At 39.8% G+C, this 21,261-nt stretch carries 12 protein-coding genes, 16 tRNA genes, 3 rRNA genes and 1 pseudogene; 7 read left to right on the top strand and 25 right to left on the bottom strand.

Annotated features, from left to right (window positions below; all coding sequences use genetic code 11):
• The first annotated feature begins 52 nt into the window (after positions 1-52).
• From AC4BD1_RS04065 to AC4BD1_RS04040, 6 genes and pseudogenes are all read left to right on the top strand, one after another.
• The gene (locus tag AC4BD1_RS04065) at positions 53-772 is read left to right on the top strand and encodes a UTRA domain-containing protein (protein WP_206909956.1); all 720 of its coding nucleotides are present in this window, start codon (positions 53-55) and stop codon (positions 770-772) included.
• Between the two features lie 129 nt (positions 773-901).
• Positions 902-1,873, top strand: coding sequence for a ring-cleaving dioxygenase (locus AC4BD1_RS04060; protein WP_206909955.1), 972 nt, complete (start codon positions 902-904; stop codon positions 1,871-1,873).
• 29 nt (positions 1,874-1,902) lie between these two features.
• On the top strand, positions 1,903-2,523 hold the full coding sequence (locus tag AC4BD1_RS04055; protein ID WP_490485854.1) for an alpha/beta hydrolase: 621 nt from the start codon (positions 1,903-1,905) through the stop codon (positions 2,521-2,523).
• Between the two features lie 366 nt (positions 2,524-2,889).
• The gene (locus AC4BD1_RS04050; protein WP_490485853.1) at positions 2,890-3,417 is read left to right on the top strand and encodes an adenylate kinase; all 528 of its coding nucleotides are present in this window, start codon (positions 2,890-2,892) and stop codon (positions 3,415-3,417) included.
• A 569-nt stretch (positions 3,418-3,986) separates the two neighbouring features.
• Entirely contained in the window at positions 3,987-4,211 is a 225-nt protein-coding gene (locus AC4BD1_RS04045) for a hypothetical protein (protein ID WP_490485852.1), read from the top strand.
• A 456-nt stretch (positions 4,212-4,667) separates the two neighbouring features.
• Positions 4,668-5,864 (top strand): annotated as a pseudogene (locus AC4BD1_RS04040) (tyrosine-type recombinase/integrase).
• A gap of 398 nt (positions 5,865-6,262) precedes the next feature.
• Here the strand turns inward: AC4BD1_RS04040 and AC4BD1_RS04035 are convergent.
• From AC4BD1_RS04035 to AC4BD1_RS03920, 24 genes are all read right to left on the bottom strand, one after another.
• Positions 6,263-6,347: transfer RNA gene (locus tag AC4BD1_RS04035), tRNA-Leu, on the bottom strand.
• A 24-nt stretch (positions 6,348-6,371) separates the two neighbouring features.
• Positions 6,372-6,443: transfer RNA gene (locus AC4BD1_RS04030), tRNA-Gln, on the bottom strand.
• A 10-nt stretch (positions 6,444-6,453) separates the two neighbouring features.
• Positions 6,454-6,526, bottom strand: a tRNA-His gene (locus AC4BD1_RS04025).
• Between the two features lie 59 nt (positions 6,527-6,585).
• Positions 6,586-6,670 (bottom strand) — tRNA-Leu (locus tag AC4BD1_RS04020).
• 19 nt (positions 6,671-6,689) lie between these two features.
• Positions 6,690-6,760 (bottom strand) — tRNA-Cys (locus AC4BD1_RS04015).
• Positions 6,761-6,794: 34 nt separating this feature from the next.
• Positions 6,795-6,866: transfer RNA gene (locus AC4BD1_RS04010), tRNA-Gln, on the bottom strand.
• A gap of 10 nt (positions 6,867-6,876) precedes the next feature.
• A tRNA-His gene (locus tag AC4BD1_RS04005) sits at positions 6,877-6,949 on the bottom strand.
• 2 nt (positions 6,950-6,951) lie between these two features.
• A tRNA-Trp gene (locus AC4BD1_RS04000) sits at positions 6,952-7,025 on the bottom strand.
• A gap of 10 nt (positions 7,026-7,035) precedes the next feature.
• Positions 7,036-7,116: transfer RNA gene (locus AC4BD1_RS03995), tRNA-Tyr, on the bottom strand.
• Between the two features lies 1 nt (position 7,117).
• Positions 7,118-7,193, bottom strand: a tRNA-Phe gene (locus tag AC4BD1_RS03990).
• Between the two features lie 32 nt (positions 7,194-7,225).
• A tRNA-Asp gene (locus AC4BD1_RS03985) sits at positions 7,226-7,298 on the bottom strand.
• A gap of 9 nt (positions 7,299-7,307) precedes the next feature.
• Positions 7,308-7,380: transfer RNA gene (locus AC4BD1_RS03980), tRNA-Val, on the bottom strand.
• A gap of 15 nt (positions 7,381-7,395) precedes the next feature.
• Positions 7,396-7,467, bottom strand: a tRNA-Glu gene (locus AC4BD1_RS03975).
• 13 nt (positions 7,468-7,480) lie between these two features.
• Positions 7,481-7,569: transfer RNA gene (locus AC4BD1_RS03970), tRNA-Ser, on the bottom strand.
• Between the two features lie 40 nt (positions 7,570-7,609).
• Positions 7,610-7,683 (bottom strand) — tRNA-Asn (locus tag AC4BD1_RS03965).
• Positions 7,684-7,692: 9 nt separating this feature from the next.
• Positions 7,693-7,808 (bottom strand): 5S ribosomal RNA (gene rrf, locus AC4BD1_RS03960).
• A 92-nt stretch (positions 7,809-7,900) separates the two neighbouring features.
• Positions 7,901-10,814: ribosomal RNA gene (locus AC4BD1_RS03955) — 23S ribosomal RNA — on the bottom strand.
• 173 nt (positions 10,815-10,987) lie between these two features.
• Positions 10,988-11,060, bottom strand: a tRNA-Ala gene (locus tag AC4BD1_RS03950).
• Positions 11,061-11,146: 86 nt separating this feature from the next.
• Positions 11,147-12,706 (bottom strand): 16S ribosomal RNA (locus AC4BD1_RS03945).
• Together the 16S, 23S and 5S rRNA genes with 16 tRNA genes alongside form the textbook arrangement of a ribosomal RNA operon.
• A gap of 650 nt (positions 12,707-13,356) precedes the next feature.
• On the bottom strand, positions 13,357-14,862 hold the full coding sequence (locus tag AC4BD1_RS03940) for an ATP-binding protein (RefSeq protein ID WP_206907860.1): 1,506 nt from the start codon (positions 14,860-14,862) through the stop codon (positions 13,357-13,359).
• Positions 14,859-15,545: a response regulator transcription factor gene (locus AC4BD1_RS03935; RefSeq protein ID WP_002290973.1), complete on the bottom strand. Its 687-nt coding sequence runs from the start codon at positions 15,543-15,545 to the stop codon at positions 14,859-14,861. The genes AC4BD1_RS03940 and AC4BD1_RS03935 overlap by 4 nt, the downstream gene beginning before the upstream one ends.
• Before the next feature lie 191 nt (positions 15,546-15,736).
• Positions 15,737-17,158 carry an NADP-dependent phosphogluconate dehydrogenase gene (gene gnd / locus AC4BD1_RS03930; protein ID WP_206907859.1) on the bottom strand — a complete coding sequence of 474 codons (1,422 nt, stop codon included), beginning with the start codon at positions 17,156-17,158 and terminating at the stop codon, positions 15,737-15,739.
• A gap of 168 nt (positions 17,159-17,326) precedes the next feature.
• A complete protein-coding gene (rpmF, locus tag AC4BD1_RS03925) occupies positions 17,327-17,506 on the bottom strand; it encodes a 50S ribosomal protein L32 (RefSeq protein ID WP_067484136.1) in 180 nt (59 codons plus the stop codon).
• Between the two features lie 69 nt (positions 17,507-17,575).
• A complete protein-coding gene (locus AC4BD1_RS03920) occupies positions 17,576-18,136 on the bottom strand; it encodes a YceD family protein (RefSeq protein WP_490467070.1) in 561 nt (186 codons plus the stop codon).
• A 404-nt stretch (positions 18,137-18,540) separates the two neighbouring features.
• On the opposite strand from AC4BD1_RS03920, the gene AC4BD1_RS03915 reads away from it, so the two are divergent.
• Positions 18,541-19,446 (top strand): LysR substrate-binding domain-containing protein, encoded by a 906-nt coding sequence (locus tag AC4BD1_RS03915; RefSeq protein WP_206907857.1) that lies wholly within the window; start codon positions 18,541-18,543, stop codon positions 19,444-19,446.
• Positions 19,447-19,475: 29 nt separating this feature from the next.
• Here the strand turns inward: AC4BD1_RS03915 and pyk are convergent, their stop codons facing one another.
• Positions 19,476-21,260 carry a pyruvate kinase gene (gene pyk / locus AC4BD1_RS03910; RefSeq protein WP_206907856.1) on the bottom strand — a complete coding sequence of 595 codons (1,785 nt, stop codon included), beginning with the start codon at positions 21,258-21,260 and terminating at the stop codon, positions 19,476-19,478.
• Between the last annotated feature and the right edge of the window lies 1 nt (position 21,261).

The following is a 21,261-nucleotide window of genomic DNA, read 5'->3' as shown; positions in this document are numbered from 1 at the left end:
AGCAGTTGTCCGTTGTTCCAACTTTCGCTATACTCAAAGAGAGGTGAATGTTGTGCCAAAATATGAAGACATAGCGAACACGTTAAGAGATCGTATTCGCTCAAAAAAATACCCACCAGATAGTTTTTTACCAAATCAAACTGACCTAGTAAAAGAATTTGACGCTAGCCGAATGACAATCAAAAAAGCAATCAATATTCTCGCAATGGAAGGACTTGTCTATTCTCAAAGAGGTTCTGGAACAAAAGTTTTGAACCATCCTTTTTTCAAAAAAGATACTTCCCCAGCAAATGAATATGAAGGGCTTAGTCATCAAATGGCGCGACGTCAACAGTCTTTGGCTAGTCAAATTATCCAGTTTGATGTTGAATTTCCAAATGAACAAATACAAGAGCATTTAATGATTCAACCTGAACAACCTGTTTATAATATTCAACGATTACGAATTTTAGAAAATGAACCATATATTTTAGAGCATACCTATATGCCTGTCCATCTAGTTCCCGGTTTAAAACGAGAGCACTTGTTATCTTCTATCTATGATTATTTACATCAGTCTTTAAATATTTTTTTTGCTGGTGCTTACCGAACAATTTCTGCAGATAAAAGCACAGAGTTCGATCAAGAATACTTAAATTGTTCTGCAACTGATCCTATTTTAGAAGTTCAACAAATCGTTTATTTAAAAGATGGCCAACCAATTGAATATTCAACAAGTCGCAATCGTTTTGATGTACGTAGCTATTCTATTTTAGATGTTCAATCAAATTAAAAACGGACCCAACATGGGTACCGTTTTTTATTTTGTTAAAAGGACAGAATAATTGCATTATCTGTGGATTCTTACTATACTTGTAAAAATAAAACTTACTTTTTGTAAGTATATTTCGGAGGAATAATTATGGATACACAGATTAAAGGTCTACATCACGTTACTGCTATGACTTCCAATGCTACCAAAATTTATCGTTTTTTTACTGATATTTTGGGACTACGACTGGCAAAGAAAACCGTTAATCAAGATGACATCGAAACTTATCATTTATATTTTACCGATGAAAATGGTGCACCTGGAACAGATATGACTTTTTTTGACTTTCCTTATCAATCTAAAGGCTCTAAAGGAACAAACAGTATTTCTCGTGTCTCTTTCCGTGTTCCCAACGACTCTGCACTAAATTTTTGGCATGAACGTTTATCAAAGTATCAAATCACTCACTCAAATATCAAGGAACGCTTTGGTAAAAAATACCTGGAATTTGAAGACTTCGATAACCAATCCTATCAATTGATTTCAGATCAACAAAATCATGGAGTTGCTGCTGGCACGCCTTGGAAAAAAAGTAATGTCCCTACTCAATTTGCACTGATCGGACTTGGTCCAGTTTTTGTTCGAGTCAGCCAATTACAAAGTATTGAACACATTCTCAAAACATTACTTGGATTTCATGAAACTGCTAAAGAAGGAAATTTCCATCAATTTGAAGTTGGTGAAGGTGGAAATGGTGCCACTATTGTTGTTGAGGTCCGCAATGATTTACCCAATGCAATCGAAGGTTTTGGGAATATTCATCACCTTGCACTTCGAGTTGCTGATAAACAAGCTTTACGCCACTGGATTCAAAAAATTCAACAAGTAGAATTACCTGATTCTGGTTTTGTTGATCGTTTTTATTTTCAATCTGAATACTTTTTAGCCTCTTCACATGTACTTTTTGAATTGGCAACAGATGGTCCTGGTTTTTTTGAAGATGAAAGAAAAGAACATGCGGGAGAAAAACTATCTTTACCACCCGCTTTTGAAGAAAAACGGCTAGCTATCGAAGAAATAGTTCGACCTTTTGATACAAGCGATGCGAATATACAACGTTAACAGAATAACAATAACTCGAGGTGAGCAATATGAACTACATTTTTGAGCAAGGAACAAAAAATGCAGCAAAATTTATTCTATTACATGGTACAGGTGGAGATGAATATTCTTTACTTGAACTTGCGAGGTATATTGATCCAGACAGCACAATTTTATCTTTTCGTGGAAACATCCAAGAAAATGGAATGAATCGTTTCTTTAAGCGACATGGTCTCAATCAATTCGATCTCAATAATTTAGAAAATGAAACAGATAGCTTACTAAAGCAAATTAAAGAGATTAGTACGGAAGAAAACATTCCTTTAGAAGACTGGATACTACTTGGTTATTCTAACGGAGCAAACATCGCTGCCCATCTATTACTAGAAAGAGAACATGAGCTATCGAAGGGAATCTTTTTTCACCCAATGTCACTTGGCGCAAACAATCACTCGACTGATGGAAAAAAACAAATGGTCTGGCTTTCGTATGGAAAGGAGGACCCCATTGTTTCGAAAGAATCTTTTGATGAACTAGTGAACGCATTTGAAAGTAGTGGTAGTCATTCTTCGGTCTATTCTTTCAATCAAGGTCACGAGTTGACAATGGCAGAGCTAAAATCAGCAAAAACATGGTTGAACAATTTAAGACATAGAATACAAAAAGATTGATTTTGGTACTTTGGGCATTAACGATTAAAGAATACCAAGAGTCTTGTCTCTAAGTTTTCATCACTGCTGTCCGTTTTAAGTTTTTATTAGCAATCAAACGCTTGATAAATATACTGACAGTATGACAAATGTAATTTCAGTAGATTATGGCTAATTTAATGTAAGGAGGAAATCTGCCTAGTATGAAAAAATAGGTATTTCCTCCTTTTAGCTTTCAATCACCTTTGATAAGTTGTCCTACTTCTTGCCTACTATTTCATGCCATAGATAGTGGGGGTATTTTTGTAAACATATAAACAAAAGAAGTGTATAAATATAAACATGGTAAAATAGAGTTAACATTAAATTTCACTAGGAGGATAAATAATGATTATTTTAATATCAGGTGCTTCCCATACCGGAAAAACATTACTTTCTCAAAAGCTACTTGAAAAAGTCAACTATCCATACTTATCGTTAGACCACTTAAAAATGGGATTAATTCGGAGCGATAGTACGAAGCTTACCATAGAAGATGATAAAGTTATGACTGAATACCTATGGAATATAACGAAAGAGATAATTAAGACAGCAATTGAAAATAAACAAAACCTAATAATTGAAGGCGTCTATATACCTTTCAATTGGAAAGATTCATTTGATGATTCATATTTATCATCCATTAAACATTATTGTTTGATATTAAGTCAAGATTATATAAAAAAGAATTTTTCGGAAATCAAAAAATATGCAAGTACAATTGAGCAAAGAATTGATGATTCTTATTGTACAAGTAGTTCAACCTTAGAAGATAACATATTTAACCTAGAAATGTGCAAAAAATTTAAATGTAACTATATTCTAATTGACACCACCTATAACATCCAAAAAATTGTTGATAAAATCCAATTCTAACCAGCTAGTTCTTATTAAAAAAGTCCCTCCAATTATAAATATTGAAGGGAATTTTATAGATACGAAAAGAATGGTTTCAACCAATGAGACTCTTAGATTTTCAATTATGATAAATAAAGACAAAGAAATCAAATCACTAGAAAACCAAAGGTATTTTTCATAGCTCAAGGTTAGATACTAAATCCACACCACCCAACGAGTAAGACACTTAAATTTACCATGTATAGCAGATACCCCAAATTTGAAAGGTATAAATCATAGCTGGCAATCGTACCAGACCAAAGGTAAGTTGCTTATCTCGGGTATCAGCAATGAGGCAGCTTCTGCTCTCACCACTACCACTGCAATCCATTGGTACGACCGACTTTTCACCTACTAAAAGACCAAATTTCTTGGTACACTTGGCTTTCAGCTATTTTGATTACTGAATAACGTATTACTGGGGGGCGTAGTACCCACCTTTCCTACTTCTATCACGCTATTAGTCATACTTGGGGTACTTACTAGCTACTTATCATGATTAATAAATATTTAGTAGTCCTTTACACAAGAAAACATTTCTTAATGAATTGAGCTTTGCGGTTAACTGGTACACTGATACACCAACTGTAGATGAAGACAACAGAGCTTTACTTGAACAAACCATTACTGATGCCAAACCTTACTTGAATAAAGACAAGTATCAATCACACTATGTGGACGCTCTTGACCAAGCAATCAAAGCAGGTGAACAAGCGTTAGCTGATAATCCGCAAGTACAGTCTTCGTTCTTTATTTGCAAACACTTCTACTGAAACAATCTTTCAACCACATATTGAGGCAATCAATACTGCCTTAGCGGCTGTGAAAGCACACCCCGTAGTACCACAGGATAGTACAGATGATTCAACCAATACGACTGATACTAGCACAAGTGATTCTAGTAGTACAAAGAGAATTGAATGAAAAACTAATATAAAAGCACTAAGAATGGCTATATAGAGCTATTCTTAGTGCTTTTTAATTTGAATGATAGCTATATGAACTCCCTGCACTTGTTTCTATCTAACATGGGGGTATCTTGCCTAGTAGAATACTTAGAGAAGTTAAATAACGGTGAGTCAGTGGTGGAATAAAAGTAAACAGGAGTCCTTTTAAGATTTTGACACCTCGGAAATCCTTTACTGACAAAGCTTGGCTTCTTTGTTGCAATAGAATAGGAGCTATTTTTCTAGTTCCTGCAAATATAACGAATAAAGGAGACCATTATTATGGCAACGACTAACGTACATTCAAACGTACTCAGACAGGTACAGGATACCCTCTTAGACAGCTTCAAAGCTGGACGTAGAAACTACAAGCTTGGCAAAGCAACAAGGACATGGATTATAGATATTTCAGATGGTTTTAACTCTGTTACTGGCAAGCGTAATCGATTTATCAAACGAAATATCCCTACTCGCAAAGAAGCAATCGAGCTAGAAAATCATCTAAGATTTACTCAATTAGGCGATACCTCTTTTGCCTCAAGTATCATGTCAATGGATATGTTATATGCATTGGTGGTAGAAATAGACACAGAGGAACAAAGAAAAGAAAGCTACATGGCGTCACAAAAGTATAACTACAATCGATACATCAAAACCTATTTTGCAAAAGCAAAGATAGAAAAACTGACGCACAAAGAGCTAAAAACTTTTCGTTCTTCCCTTTCAGACAAGGGCTTGTCTAATAACACAATCAATAAACTCATGATTCAGATAAAGAAATTACTTGATGTTGCAGTGAAACATGGGGTACTAAAAGAAAATCCATGCCAACAACTGAAAAAGTTACCAGTCAAAAAGAAAAAGATGGACTACTGGACACCAACGGAATTTCAAGAATTCATGACGCTTTTTACCCCAGAAGAGTACCCTTTTCAACTCTTCTTCAAAGTAGCCTATCTGACGGGTATGCGTATGGGAGAACTTTTAGGACTGACGTGGGAAGATATTGATTTGAGAGGTGACTCTTTAGAAGTAAGTAAGACGCTGATTCATTTAACAAGTCGTATGGTCATTAACTCACCTAAGACAGTCGCAGGAAGCCGCCAAATCACACTGAATCAAAAATTAGTTGATGAACTGTATCAGTGGAAGAACAAGCAAAAAGAACTTCTCTCACCTTTTGTACCAGATACAGGGAAACTCCAAGTCTTTCAATTCATCCCCGAAATCATGACACGTTTCAAGGTATCAAAGAAATATGATGACGTAGTAGAACGTAGCTCTACTCTCAAAAGAATCTGAATTCACGATCTCAGACATTCCCACGTAGCATTTTTAATTGATAATGAGGAAGATCCATTCATCATTAAAGAACGCATAGGACACGCCTCAATTAATACGACCTATGATATTTACGGACACCTCTACCCAAATAAGCAACAAAACTTAGCCGATAAATTGAATAATGCAATTGTATAGATATAGAGAATAGTAGAACTTCATTCTACTTGAAGTTCTACTATTCTTTCTAGTCAGCAGGTACACCCATACAGAACATAATATGGAGTAAAAAATAGTTACCAGAATCAATTTAATTAAATAGTTCAAAAAATGAGTTGTAATTCAAGTTTGAACATAGTATTAGCTATCTTTCTTTTTACATAATGACCAATCCTTTTTATTTGAAAAACTATAAGAGACAAATTAAAAAGAAAAATGTAAAAAAATAATGGTACAAAATGGAGTTCTCCTTTTTTCTCCTAAAATAAAGAGAAAAGTTAGATATGATATTACAGCATAGGTACTACTGTTTTCACATAATATAAAAAGAAAACCCCTAATGTAAGATAGACTTACACTAGGGGTTCATTGGTGTATACCGGCGGCCGGGGTCGAACCGGCACGCCCTTAACGGGCACTGGATTTTGAGTCCAGCGCGTCTGCCAATTCCGCCACGCCGGCATAGTAAAACTTAATTTAAATCAACTGGGGTAGCTGGATTCGAACCAACGCATGAGGGAGTCAAAGTCCCTTGCCTTACCGCTTGGCTATACCCCAATAAAAAAAGGGCGAATGGTGGGAATCGAACCCACGAGTGCCGGAGCCACAATCCGGTGCGTTAACCACTTCGCCACACCCGCCATCATACATATGTTATTTAATTACCCAATAAAAAACTAAGATGAAAACATCTTAGCAATACCGGCGGCCGGGGTCGAACCGGCACGCCCTTAACGGGCACTGGATTTTGAGTCCAGCGCGTCTGCCAATTCCGCCACGCCGGCATGTCGATAAAATGTACTAAGGCGGTAACCGGATTTGAACCGGTGATGAAGGTTTTGCAGACCTCTGCCTTACCACTTGGCTATACCGCCATTATACGATTATCAATCTATAAATTTTATAGAACTGGGGTAGCTGGATTCGAACCAACGCATGAGGGAGTCAAAGTCCCTTGCCTTACCGCTTGGCTATACCCCAATAAAAAAAGGGCGAATGATGGGAATCGAACCCACGAGTGCCGGAGCCACAATCCGGTGCGTTAACCACTTCGCCACATCCGCCATGGCAGGGGTAGCAGGAATTGAACCCACACTAACGGTTTTGGAGACCGCTGTTCTACCTTTAAACTATACCCCTATTAATAAAATGGAGGAGAGTGGATTCGAACCACTGAACCCTAAGGAACGGATTTACAGTCCGTCGCGTTTAGCCACTTCGCTACTCCTCCATGGTGGCGCGGGACAGAATCGAACTGCCGACACACGGAGCTTCAATCCGTTGCTCTACCAACTGAGCTACCGCGCCAAATGAAATTAACTCAATCGAATAAATAATGACGGTTCCGACGGGAATCGAACCCGCGATCTCCTGCGTGACAGGCAGGCATGTTAACCCCTACACCACGGAACCAACTCATTATGGAGGTTAACGGGTTCGAACCGCTGACCCTCTGCTTGTAAGGCAGATGCTCTCCCAGCTGAGCTAAACCTCCAAAATTCAATTGTTATGACCCGTACGGGATTCGAACCCGTGTTACCGCCGTGAAAGGGCGGTGTCTTAACCGCTTGACCAACGGGCCAGTATATTACTAACGGAGAGTAAGGGATTCGAACCCTTGAGACAGCGTTCACCATCTACATGATTTCCAATCATGCTCCTTCGGCCTCTCGGACAACTCTCCAGAGTGAAAGAAGCTCATTACTCTTTTCTCAAAATGAGAACTCCGGCAGTAGGACTCGAACCTACGACATCATGATTAACAGTCATGCGCTACTACCAACTGAGCTATGCCGGAATAACACCAGCGTGGCGACGTCCTACTCTCACAAGGGGCAACCCCTCACTACAATCGGCGCTAAGAAGCTTAACTTCTGTGTTCGGCATGGTTACAGGTGTATCCTTCTCGCTATCGCCACCACACTGTGGTGTTATCTTATTGAGTTTGCTTTTGCTCACTCAAAACTGGATTTGAAGTAATCTCAAACTCTTCCGAGTTTTTTCTTTTACCATTCTTGGTTAAGTCCTCGATCGATTAGTATCAGTCCGCTCCATACATCACTGTACTTCCACTTCTGACCTATCTACCTGATCATCTCTCAGGGATCTTACTTTCTTAAAGAAATGGGAAATCTCATCTTGAGGTGGGCTTCACACTTAGATGCTTTCAGCGTTTATCCCTTCCCTACATAGCTACCCAGCAATGCCCTTGGCAGAACAACTGGTACACCAGCGGTAAGTCCATCCCGGTCCTCTCGTACTAAGGACAGCTCCTCTCAAATTTCCAACGCCCGCGACGGATAGGGACCGAACTGTCTCACGACGTTCTGAACCCAGCTCGCGTGCCGCTTTAATGGGCGAACAGCCCAACCCTTGGGACCGACTACAGCCCCAGGATGCGACGAGCCGACATCGAGGTGCCAAACCTCCCCGTCGATGTGGACTCTTGGGGGAGATAAGCCTGTTATCCCCAGGGTAGCTTTTATCCGTTGAGCGATGGCCCTTCCATGCGGAACCACCGGATCACTAAGCCCGACTTTCGTCCCTGCTCGACTTGTTGGTCTCGCAGTCAAGCTCCCTTCTGCCTTTACACTCTTCGAATGATTTCCAACCATTCTGAGGGAACCTTTGGGCGCCTCCGTTACCTTTTAGGAGGCGACCGCCCCAGTCAAACTGCCCATCTGACACTGTCTCCCACCACGATTAGTGGTGCGGGTTAGAGTGGCCATAACGCAGGGGTAGTATCCCACCAGCGCCTCCATCGAAACTAGCGTTCCGATTTCTACGGCTCCTACCTATCCTGTACATGCGGTACAGACACTCAATATCAAACTACAGTAAAGCTCCATGGGGTCTTTCCGTCCTGTCGCGGGTAACCTGCATCTTCACAGGTACTAAAATTTCACCGAGTCTCTCGTTGAGACAGTGCCCAAATCGTTACGCCTTTCGTGCGGGTCGGAACTTACCCGACAAGGAATTTCGCTACCTTAGGACCGTTATAGTTACGGCCGCCGTTTACTGGGGCTTCAATTCGTACCTTCGCTTACGCTAAGCACTCCTCTTAACCTTCCAGCACCGGGCAGGCGTCAGCCCCTATACTTCATCTTACGATTTTGCAGAGACCTGTGTTTTTGATAAACAGTCGCTTGGGCCTATTCACTGCGGCTGATCTGACGATCAGCACCCCTTCTCCCGAAGTTACGGGGTCATTTTGCCGAGTTCCTTAACGAGAGTTCTCTCGCTCACCTTAGGATTCTCTCCTCGACTACCTGTGTCGGTTTGCGGTACGGGCCATTGTTTTCTCACTAGAAGCTTTTCTTGGCAGTGTGACATCAGGAACTTCGGTACTATTATTTCCCTCCCCATCACAGCTTGTCCTTAAAAGATTAAGCATTTGACTCAACCTAAGACTTACTGCTTGGACAGACATTTCCAATCGTCTGCTTTCCTTAGCCTCCTGCGTCCCTCCATTGCTCAAACAAAAACAACGGGTACAGGAATATCAACCTGTTATCCATCGCCTACGCCTTTCGGCCTCGGCTTAGGTCCCGACTAACCCTGGGCGGACGAGCCTTCCCCAGGAAACCTTAGTCATTCGGTGGACAGGATTCTCACCTGTCTTTCGCTACTCATACCGGCATTCTCACTTCTAAGCGCTCCAGTAGTCCTCACGATCTACCTTCAACGCCCTTAGAACGCTCTCCTACCATAACACCATAGGTGTTATCCACAGCTTCGGTAATATGTTTAGCCCCGGTACATTTTCGGCGCAGGGTCACTCGACTAGTGAGCTATTACGCACTCTTTAAATGGTGGCTGCTTCTGAGCCAACATCCTAGTTGTCTGTGCAACCCCACATCCTTTTCCACTTAACATATATTTTGGGACCTTAGCTGGTGGTCTGGGCTGTTTCCCTTTCGACTATGGATCTTATCACTCACAGTCTGACTCCCGGATATGAATGAATGGCATTCGGAGTTTATCTGAATTCGGTAACCCGAGATGGGCCCCTAGTCCAAACAGTGCTCTACCTCCATCATTCTCAATTCCGAGGCTAGCCCTAAAGCTATTTCGGAGAGAACCAGCTATCTCCAAGTTCGTTTGGAATTTCTCCGCTACCCACACCTCATCCCCGCACTTTTCAACGTACGTGGGTTCGGTCCTCCAGTGCGTTTTACCGCACCTTCAACCTGGACATGGGTAGATCACATGGTTTCGGGTCTACGACTACATACTCAAACGCCCTATTCAGACTCGCTTTCGCTACGGCTCCGTCTCTTCGACTTAACCTCGCATGCAATCGTAACTCGCCGGTTCATTCTACAAAAGGCACGCCATCACCCATTAACGGGCTTTGACTTGTTGTAGGCACACGGTTTCAGGTTCTATTTCACTCCCCTTCCGGGGTGCTTTTCACCTTTCCCTCACGGTACTGGTTCACTATCGGTCACTAGGGAGTATTTAGCCTTGGGAGATGGTCCTCCCGGATTCCGACGGAATTCCTCGTGTTCCGCCGTACTCAGGATCCTCCTAGGTGCTTTCCAAATTTCATCTACGGGGTTTTTACCCTCTTTGACTGACTTTTCCAAGTCATTCGATTATCTGAAAAAACTACCATATCGGAGTCCTACAACCCCAACAAGCAAGCTTGTTGGTTTGGGCTTTTCCCGTTTCGCTCGCCGCTACTCAGGGAATCGAATTTTCTTTCTCTTCCTGCAGGTACTTAGATGTTTCAGTTCTCTGCGTCTACCTCAAATATGCTATGTATTCACATATTTGTAACATCCTATAAAAGATGCTGGGTTCCCCCATTCGGAAATCTCTGGATCATAGCTTACGTACAGCTCCCCAAAGCATATCGGTGTTAGTCCCGTCCTTCATCGGCTCCTAGTGCCAAGGCATCCACCGTGCGCCCTTATTCACTTAACCTTATCAACCTTACGGTTGGGTTTTGACTTCATTTCTAGCGATAGAAACGTGTCAAGAAAAATAAGCAATTGAACTTATTAAAAAACTCATTCAACGCGGTGTTCTCGGTTTGTTTTGATCTTACTTCAAATATCCAGTTTTCAATGAACAAAATTAACAACTAATGTTGTTAATGGAGCCTAGCGGGATCGAACCGCTGACCTCCTGCGTGCAAAGCAGGCGCTCTCCCAGCTGAGCTAAGGCCCCAAGTATTAAAAATAATAAGAGTAAACCTCTCAAAACTGAACAAAGTAATAATGACAAACCTGTGTAGTCTCCGTAATATTCCTTAGAAAGGAGGTGATCCAGCCGCACCTTCCGATACGGCTACCTTGTTACGACTTCACCCCAATCATCTATCCCACCTTAGGCGGCTGGCTCCAAAAGGTTACCTCACCGACTTCGGGTGTTACAAACTTTCGTGGTGTGACGGGCGGTGTGTACAAGGCCCGGGAACGTATTCACCGCGGCGTGCTGATCCGCGATTACTAGCGATTCCGGCTTCATGTAGGCGAGTTGCAGCCTACAATCCGAACTGAGAGAAGCTTTAAGAGATTAGCTTAGCCTCGCGACTTCGCGACTCGTTGTACTTCCCATTGTAGCACGTGTGTAGCCCAGGTCATAAGGGGCATGATGATTTGACGTCATCCCCACCTTCCTCCGGTTTGTCACCGGCAGTCTTGCTAGAGTGCCCAACTTAATGATGGCAACTAACAATAAGGGTTGCGCTCGTTGCGGGACTTAACCCAACATCTCACGACACGAGCTGACGACAACCATGCACCACCTGTCACTTTGCCCCCGAAGGGGAAGCTCTATCTCTAGAGTGGTCAAAGGATGTCAAGACCTGGTAAGGTTCTTCGCGTTGCTTCGAATTAAACCACATGCTCCACCGCTTGTGCGGGCCCCCGTCAATTCCTTTGAGTTTCAACCTTGCGGTCGTACTCCCCAGGCGGAGTGCTTAATGCGTTAGCTGCAGCACTGAAGGGCGGAAACCCTCCAACACTTAGCACTCATCGTTTACGGCGTGGACTACCAGGGTATCTAATCCTGTTTGCTCCCCACGCTTTCGAGCCTCAGCGTCAGTTACAGACCAGAGAGTCGCCTTCGCCACTGGTGTTCCTCCATATATCTACGCATTTCACCGCTACACATGGAATTCCACTCTCCTCTTCTGCACTCAAGTCTCCCAGTTTCCAATGACCCTCCCCGGTTGAGCCGGGGGCTTTCACATCAGACTTAAGAAACCGCCTGCGCTCGCTTTACGCCCAATAAATCCGGACAACGCTTGCCACCTACGTATTACCGCGGCTGCTGGCACGTAGTTAGCCGTGGCTTTCTGGTTAGATACCGTCAAGGGATGAACAGTTACTCTCATCCTTGTTCTTCTCTAACAACAGAGTTTTACGATCCGAAAACCTTCTTCACTCACGCGGCGTTGCTCGGTCAGACTTTCGTCCATTGCCGAAGATTCCCTACTGCTGCCTCCCGTAGGAGTTTGGGCCGTGTCTCAGTCCCAATGTGGCCGATCACCCTCTCAGGTCGGCTATGCATCGTGGCCTTGGTGAGCCGTTACCTCACCAACTAGCTAATGCACCGCGGGTCCATCCATCAGCGACACCCGAAAGCGCCTTTCAAATCAAAACCATGCGGTTTCGATTGTTATACGGTATTAGCACCTGTTTCCAAGTGTTATCCCCTTCTGATGGGCAGGTTACCCACGTGTTACTCACCCGTTCGCCACTCCTTTTCTTTCAGTGGAGCAAGCTCCGGTGAAAGAAAAAGCGTACGACTTGCATGTATTAGGCACGCCGCCAGCGTTCGTCCTGAGCCAGGATCAAACTCTCATAATAAAAGTTAGAACAATCTTTCGATTGTTAAGCTCAATTTGTTTGCTAGCATATTGCTTGCTGTTTAAAAATGTTTGTTGTCTTGAATTGAATCAAGACGCCCTACACATTTGGTTTGTCTTACTTTGTTCAGTTTTCAAAGGTCTAATCAATTTGTTTTAACAACTTTTATATCTTAACAGATTCTTTAGAAGTTGTCAACACTTTTTGTTTTTTAATTTCAAGCCGTTTATTTAACGACTTGATAAGTTTAACATCTTATTCGTTATTTGTCAATAACTTTTTTATTGAGATATCAAACTTTTTGAAGCTTTTTTCTCAAGCGACTTTGTTATTCTAACATGTCATTCTTTATTCGTCAACACTCTTTTTTAAAGAAATTAGTGTTGTTAGTAAGTAAAGAATTATTTGAGAACAAATAATAATATAGCAATCTATTTCTTAAATTGCAACAGAAATAATTACTTTTTTGAATAATATTTTTAAAAACGAATATTCAAAAAAAAAGTTTCTTCTTTGTTCTATTTTTTCTGCTATTTTCTTGCTAAGCTTTACAGATTAGCGCTTATAGTTCGTCCATCAAATACTTGCGTTTCTTTTACCTTGCAGCCCTTTTCTATAAAAACGGAAAAGACAAGTAAAACGAAATTGTTTTACTTGTCTTCAGATTTTACTATTGGAATGAATATCCGAAAAATCGTCCCTTGTCCAACAACGCTCTCAGCAATAATTCTCCCCCTATAGCTTTCGACTAATTGTTTAGCTATAGATAATCCAAGCCCATTTCCACCTTTTGTACGTGCTCTAGCTTTATCAACTCGATAAAACCGATTGAATATTTTCTTCAAATCTTCTTGTGGGATTCCCTCACCAAAGTCTTGAATCGCAATCTCAAATTCACTTAACGTAGAAGAAATAGAAATATGTACTTCTTTTCTAGTCGTAGAGTATTTGACTGCATTATCAAGAATGATAATGATCAATTGTTCAAAATGATTACGATAGATTTGTAAAATCACTTCCTTAGATAAATCATCATCCAAAGTGATTACATAATCTGGATATAGAATCTTAAAATTATTATAGACTTGATAGGTAACTTCTTTTCCTTTTGTAGTTTCGTTACCATAATGAATATCAACTTGCTCCGCTCTAGAAAGATCCAACATTTCTTGAACAAGGCTCTTCATACGGCTAATTTCTTGCATACTTGCGCTAAGAGACTCTTCTAAGATTTCAGGATCATCTTTTCCCCAACGATTTAGCAAACTCAAATGCCCTTCAATGATTGCAACAGGTGTTCGTAATTCATGAGACACATCTTGAACAAATTGTTCTTGTTGTTCCATATATAGACGCATTCGATCAAGCATCTCATTAAAGATTTCAGCTAAATCTGCCAACTCGTCATTTGTATCAATTTCAGGCATATGGATATTCGACTGAGGGTCCTTTCGGATAGTATCCATCGTATCTCGCAGAACTTTTAACGGTTTCAGGAAATAAGAAGATAGGAAAAAACCTAAGATACTACTTAGAATCAACGAAACGACTTCTAAAATAATCAGTGTCAGCAATAATTTATTCCGTATATCATAAAAAGAGGACAATTCATAGAAAGTTTGTGCATACCCAATTTTTTCTCGAGTCCCTTTAGAATAGATTGGCTGGATTGACAAAAATCCTGTTCTACCATCAATTGTCACAATTGTCGGAACTTTTCTGGTTGTTTGCAACAACGCTTGACTATGCTGTTGTGTCTTAAATATCAACTTTTCTTCTAAATCATAGACGAATAAATCTAATGATGACTGACCAAGTTCAGCAATGAAGGAATCAATTTTCATCAAGTTCCCTTCGATATTCGTCGTTTGATCATCAATGTTACTATCATTAGTAGTTGTATTCGTTAAATTTCGGTACGTATTGACTAAAGTCAGCTCTTCATCTGAATTAGCTAAACGGGAAGCCACTTGCGAAATCGTTCGTTCCACATTGTTTCGTTCTTTAGCAACAATTAGATTAATTGAAGATTTGTAAGTAATAACTGCAAAAATAGTAAAAACAACAAATATAAAGAAAGAACTTGCAAAAGCCCACTTGATGGTCAAGGAAGGGCCTTTCAGTTCTCTTTTTTCCGATTTTTTCGGTTTGATCACGAGCGCATCACATAACCTGTTCCACGGACAGTTTGGATGTAACTTTCCTCCCCAGGAACATCAATCTTATTACGCAAGTAACGAATATATACATCGACAACATTTGTTTCGACTTCTGTTTCATAACCCCAAACTTTGTTTAATAGAACATCGCGAGCTAATACAACATTGACGTTTTCCATCAAAGTCAATAATAACTCATATTCACGTTTGGTTAATTCAATTACTTCATTTCCACGACGTACCACACGATTTTCTTTTTCAATCGTTAGGTCACGATAAGTAATTGTTGTTTGTTTTGCTACGTTTTTATCACCTTCGATATCGATTCGACGTAACAAAGCTCGCAAGCGGGCTAATAATTCTTCGATTGCAAATGGCTTAACAATATAGTCATCTGCTCCATGGTCTAAACCTGACACACGATCAATCACAGAATCTCTAGCAGTCATCATGATGATTGGTGTATTCTTCACTTGACGGACACGTCGACAAACTTCTAATCCATTTAATTCAGGTAACATCAAATCTAGTAAAATGGCATCCCATTCATTATTTAAAGCGGCGTCTAATCCAGTACGACCATTGTAATGAACTTCAGCATTATACCCTTCATGCTTTAATTCCAACTCGACAAAGCGAGCTAAGTTCTTTTCATCTTCAATGATTAGAATATTACTCATCTATTATTTTATCCTTTCCCTCTACGCGATTTCTACAAACTCTATCATTATACCGATATTCTACTTAAAAATCTATAGTCATTCTATCATGAATAAACAATTTTAAAAAGAGCCGAAGTCTATTCGTAACAAATGACTTCAGCTCTATCATGATTTCGCTAATTTTTCAGTTTTGCAAAGTCAAGAACTACTTACTCTTCATGATACCAAGAGTAGTGGAAGATTCCTTCTTTATCCACACGTTCATACGTGTGTGCACCAAAATAATCACGTTGTGCTTGAATAATATTAGCTGGCAAGCGCTCTGCTCTATAGGAATCAAAGTAAGAGATTGCTGAAGAGAATGTTGGCACTGGTACACCAGCTTGAACAGCTAAAGCAACTACATCTCTCACAGCTTGTTGATATTTCTTCGTGATTTCAACAAAATAATCATCTAACAATAAGTTTTCGATATCTGGGTCTTTATCATACGCATCTGTAATTTTTTGTAAGAAACGAGCACGGATAATACATCCTGCACGCCAGATTTTAGCAATTTCGCCAAATGGCAAGTCCCAATCATACTCTTTTGAAGCCACTCGTAATTGAGCAAAGCCTTGAGCATAACTCATGATTTTGCTAAAGTACAATGCTTCACGAATTTTCTCAACTAATTCTTTTTTGTCGCCAGTATATTCAAAATTATTTGGATTTGACAAAATTTTACTTGCTTGGACACGTTCCTCTTTATAAGCAGAGATATAACGAGCAAAGACAGATTCTGTGATCAATGGAAGTGGCACGCCTAAATCTAAAGCACTTTGGCTTGTCCATTTACCGGTTCCCTTATTACCAGCAGCATCAAGGATAACATCAACAATCGGTTTGCCTGTACCTTCATCATCTTTACGAGTTAAAATGTCAGCAGTGATCTCGATTAAGTAGCTATCAAGTTCACCTTGATTCCATTCCTTGAAGATTTCAGCCATTTCCTCAACTGACAGTCCAAGAATGTTCTTCATTAAATCATAAGACTCAGCAATCAATTGCATGTCTCCGTACTCAATTCCATTGTGAACCATTTTTACATAATGTCCTGCACCATTTGGTCCAATGTAAGTGACACATGGTTCGCCATCTTCTGCTTTAGCAGAAATTTGTTCTAAAATTGGTGCCACTAGTTCGTAGGCTTCTTTTTGACCACCAGGCATGATAGAAGGACCTTTAAGTGCGCCTTCTTCTCCACCAGAAACACCAGTACCAATAAAGTTGATTCCAGAATTTGCTAATTCTTCGTTACGACGGATCGTATCTTTGAAGAATGTATTTCCGCCATCAATCAAAATATCACCTTTATCTAAATGAGGTAATAATTCTTGAATCGTCGCATCCGTAGCTGGTCCTGCTTTAACCATCAAAAGAATACGACGTGGTTTTTCAATTGAAGCAACAAAGTCTTCCATTGTATAAGTTGCTTTAAAGTTTTTATCTGGATGTTCTTCTACTACTTCTGTCGTTTTTGAACCAGTGCGGTTAAATAATGCGACTGAATAACCGCGGCTTTCAATATTCAAGGCTAAGTTTTTGCCCATAACGGCCATACCGACAACGCCGATTTGTTGTTTCGTCATATGAACTCCTCCTACATTTGGGGTTATTCCCCTAATCTCTCTCATTATAGCCTATCATCGGTGCAATGCAAACCAATGTGCAAAATATTTTGGCGTTTTTCGAGAAAAAAATAAACCCCAAGGCTCCATGGTTAGCCTTGAGGTTTTACATTTTCTAATTAAAATGTATTAAGCTTCTTTAGACATTACGTCCTTACCATCATAGTAACCACAATTTGTACATACGTGATGGCTTTTTTTCATTTCACCACAGTTAGGACATTCGTTTAACCCTTTGATTGTCAATTTGTAGTGTGTACGACGTTTTGCTTTTTTAGCTTTTGATGTTCTTCTAGCTGGTACTGCCATTTTGCTACACCTCCTTGTAAAGTCTTGCATCAAATTAGATGCAATATATTCCAATCTTACTTATTATCTTTATTCCTTTGATTCATCATCAAAAAATTCCGATAGTTTTGCAAGACGAGGATCTACTTTTGTCTCAGCTTCTTCCATTTTTCTGCGCTCATGTTCTGCTTCAGAAATAACTTCCCAATCCATACCTTTAGGCAGATTGGTTTCATCTATTTCCTCTGCTTCAGTAAGCACACGCATTGGAATCGCCAATAAAATATTATCTTCGATTGACTCTGTCAAATCAAGCTGTGTGCCTTCAATCAACAAAATATCATCAGCCGATAATTGTTCGTCTCGACTTTGGTACTGTTCTACTGTCATGAATAATTCATCAACTGGAAAATCCATTACTAGCTCAACAGGTTCTAATGAACGTGTTGATGGAACAGTCAGAGTCGTTTGCACAGTGTAATGAACGATATAGCCTTTTTTATCAACGGAAATAAATCCTTCAACAGCCACTGGTGCAACATCGAGTATTAAGTTATCACGTTTCATCAAACTTGATTTTAAATCAAGTGTTTCATGAAATACTAATGGTGTCTCTTGATATTTTCGTAATTCTAGTAAAGACCATTTCATTTTTCATCACTCCTAAGCAACAAAAGCAATTATACAGGGCAAAAACGTCCTTGTCAATGAAATTTTCTTGACACCTTACACTTCATAAAAAAACAGTACATTAAATACAAAATCAGTTTTCTGTTTTTACTTTAGTGACAAAATTTTCGTTTTCTTTTTTGCCAAAGTTCTATTGAGACGTCTTTCATGTCATTGAATTCTTTTCCGAAAAAAAATTTGAGTTTTATTTCTATTCAATCGAAATAACAAGTAATCGTTTATTGATTTCGTAAAATTTCCAAGTGTATCTGCTTAATCTTTTCTTTTTAATTATTCGAATCACTTCATAGAGTTTTCAGTTGCTATCAAGAAATGAATCTATTACAATAAATATTATTTATATGGATAATGAGAGGAGCTAACATATGAACACACGAGACATTGAATATTATGTCCAGTTAATCAAATTAAAAAATTTTACAAAAGTTGCGAATCTATTTCATGTTAGCCAACCTACAATTACTTACGCTGTCCAACGATTAGAGAAAGAGTTGAATGCCGTTCTCATCGTCCGAGATCGTTCGCACAATGAATTATTGATCACGCCTGCTGGCTACCAACTATTTATCCATGCACAGTCTATCCTTCAAGAAATTACTCGTGCAAAAGCAGAGATCCAACAACTACAAACAAAAAAAATTCGTCTTGGCATGCCGCCGATTATTGGAAATGAATATTTTCCAAAATTATCCGGCTACTTTATTCGACAAAAATTGATGAGTCAATTGGAAATCATTGATGGTGGTTCTCGCGACTTATATGGAATGATTCATCAAGGACAAATTGATTTGGCTTTACTCGGTTCAACTCAGCCAATTGTTGATCAGTCGTTAGAAACGCAATTGCTCTTAGACAAGCGATTTATGATTGTCGTCTCACCTGAACATCCTCTTGCCCAAAAGCAAGCTGTTTCATTCAAAGAATTGATTAACGAAGAATTTGTTTTATTAAACGAGCATTACGTCCATCCAACTGCTTTCTCAAAACTAGCAAAGCAAACACATATCGAGCCAAAGATCGTTTACCAAAGTAATGATTTATCCATTCTAAAAAGTATGATTCGGGAACAAGTTGGGATAGGATTTTTAACAGAGATTGCGATCCATCAAGAAGACCAGTTGATTGCGCTTCCACTAACCGATACTGTACAACCACGCTTTTTGATTTCACTTGTCACACGCACACAACAATTGCCAACAGATTTACAGCAACAAGTTGTCCGTGTCATCAATGAATTCATTCAGACACAAAAAAACAGCCCCTCAGATTGAGGAGCTGTTTTTTTATACTATCTAGTAAATTAGATAGCTGTTGTTTCGCCACGGTATACAATACCACGACGTGAATCAACAGTAATCAATTCACCATCAACGATTGTTGAAGTTGCATCTTTTGCACCAACAATTACAGGAATATCTTGAGCGATACCTACAACTGCTGCGTGTGAAGTTAAGCCGCCTTCTTCAACTACGACTGCTGCTGCTTTTTCAATAGCAGGCATGTATTCTTTATCAGTTGTTGGAACCACTAATACCATGCCGTCTTTTGCTTTTTTAATTGCTTCTTCAGCAGATGAAGCAACTACTGCGTTTGCAACAACAGATTTTTGACCAACGCCTTGAGCTTCTAATAATTTAGAACCAATCATTTGAATTTTCATTACGTTAGTTGTTCCACGTTCACCAACTGGTACACCAGCAGTGATCAAGATTAAATCGCCTTCTGAAGCAAAGCCTAATTCAACTGCTTTTTTAGCAGCTAATTCAAACATTTCATCAGTAGTTGTTGGTTTTTCAGTAACTGTTGGGTATACGCCCCAGTTTAACATCAAACCACGTTTTGTGCGTTCGTCAAATGTAACTGCCAAGATGTCAGCATCTGGACGGTATTTAGAAATCATTTTAGCTGTGTAACCAGACTCAGTTGCAGCAACGATTGTTTTAACACCTAAGTTTTTAGCAGCACGAGCTACTGACAAACCGATTGTTTCAGTAACATCAGTTTTGTCAAATTGATTGATTTGGAATGTACCTAATTCAGCTAAAGCTTTTTCAGCTTCTTGGTCAATACGAGCCATTGTTGCAACAGCTTCTACTGGGTAGTCACCATTTGCAGATTCACCTGATAACATTGTTGCGTCTGTACCATCAAATACAGCGTTGGCAACGTCAGATGCTTCGGCACGTGTTGGACGTGGGTTTTCTTGCATTGATTCTAACATTTGTGTAGCTGTAATAACTGGGATACCAGCAGCGTTACATTTTTTAATGATACGTTTTTGAACCATTGGTACTAATTCAGCTGGGATTTCAACACCCATATCACCACGAGCAATCATAACACCATCAGAAACTTTGATGATTTCGTCGATGTTGTCGATACCTTCTTCAGATTCAATTTTAGGGAAAATTTGAACGTGTGTCATATTTTTTTCTTCTAAAATTTCACGAATGTCTAAAACGTCTTGTGCTTTACGTACAAAACTTGCAGCGATAAAGTCGATGTCGTTATCTAAACCGAAACGAATATCGTCAGCATCTTTTTCTGTAATACCTGGTAAGCTGATTGATACGCCTGGTGCATTAACCCCTTTACGTGATCCTAGCATACCTGCATTTTTCACTACTACAACTAATTCGCGGTTTGCTTCGTCTTTTTCAACGATTTCCATGTCAATAAGACCATCATCGAATAAGATGTGTCCACCAACGTGAACGTCATCGAATAAACCTGGATAAGTTACAGCGATTTTTTCTTTTGAACCAACATGTTCAGGATCCATTGAGATACGAGTTTGATCTCCAACTTCAAATTTGATATAGCCAGCACGGCCAAAATCAGCTTCTGTTGTTCCTTGAACAGTTGTACGGATTTCTGCACCTTTAGTATCTAAAAGGATACCTACATCTTTACCTGTTTGTTTAACAGCTTCACGAACCATTACCATACGTGATAATTGTTCTTCATGATCTCCATGTGAGAAGTTAAAACGGAAGACATTTGCTCCAGATTCGATCAGTTTAGAAATAGTTTCTACTGAGTTACTTGCTGGTCCTAATGTACTAACGATTTTGGTTTTTTTCATT

It is taken from the genome of Enterococcus sp. DJ147D b (assembly GCF_058216655.1).
This window is presented reverse-complemented; position numbering and strand designations above follow the sequence as displayed.

Bases quoted from the DNA above. Each gene is read 5' to 3' on its own strand.
- AC4BD1_RS03920 (WP_490467070.1), bottom strand. From the start codon at position 18,136: ATGAAATGGTCTTTACTAGAATTACGAAAATATCAAGAGACACCATTA.
- AC4BD1_RS04060 (WP_206909955.1), top strand. From the start codon at position 902: ATGGATACACAGATTAAAGGTCTACATCACGTTACTGCTATGACTTCC.
- gnd (WP_206907859.1), bottom strand. From the start codon at position 17,158: ATGACGAAACAACAAATCGGCGTTGTCGGTATGGCCGTTATGGGCAAA.
- AC4BD1_RS03915 (WP_206907857.1), top strand. From the start codon at position 18,541: ATGAACACACGAGACATTGAATATTATGTCCAGTTAATCAAATTAAAA.
- AC4BD1_RS04055 (WP_490485854.1), top strand. From the start codon at position 1,903: ATGAACTACATTTTTGAGCAAGGAACAAAAAATGCAGCAAAATTTATT.
- AC4BD1_RS04050 (WP_490485853.1), top strand. From the start codon at position 2,890: ATGATTATTTTAATATCAGGTGCTTCCCATACCGGAAAAACATTACTT.
- rpmF (WP_067484136.1), bottom strand. From the start codon at position 17,506: ATGGCAGTACCAGCTAGAAGAACATCAAAAGCTAAAAAAGCAAAACGT.
- AC4BD1_RS03935 (WP_002290973.1), bottom strand. From the start codon at position 15,545: ATGAGTAATATTCTAATCATTGAAGATGAAAAGAACTTAGCTCGCTTT.
- pyk (WP_206907856.1), bottom strand. From the start codon at position 21,260: ATGAAAAAAACCAAAATCGTTAGTACATTAGGACCAGCAAGTAACTCA.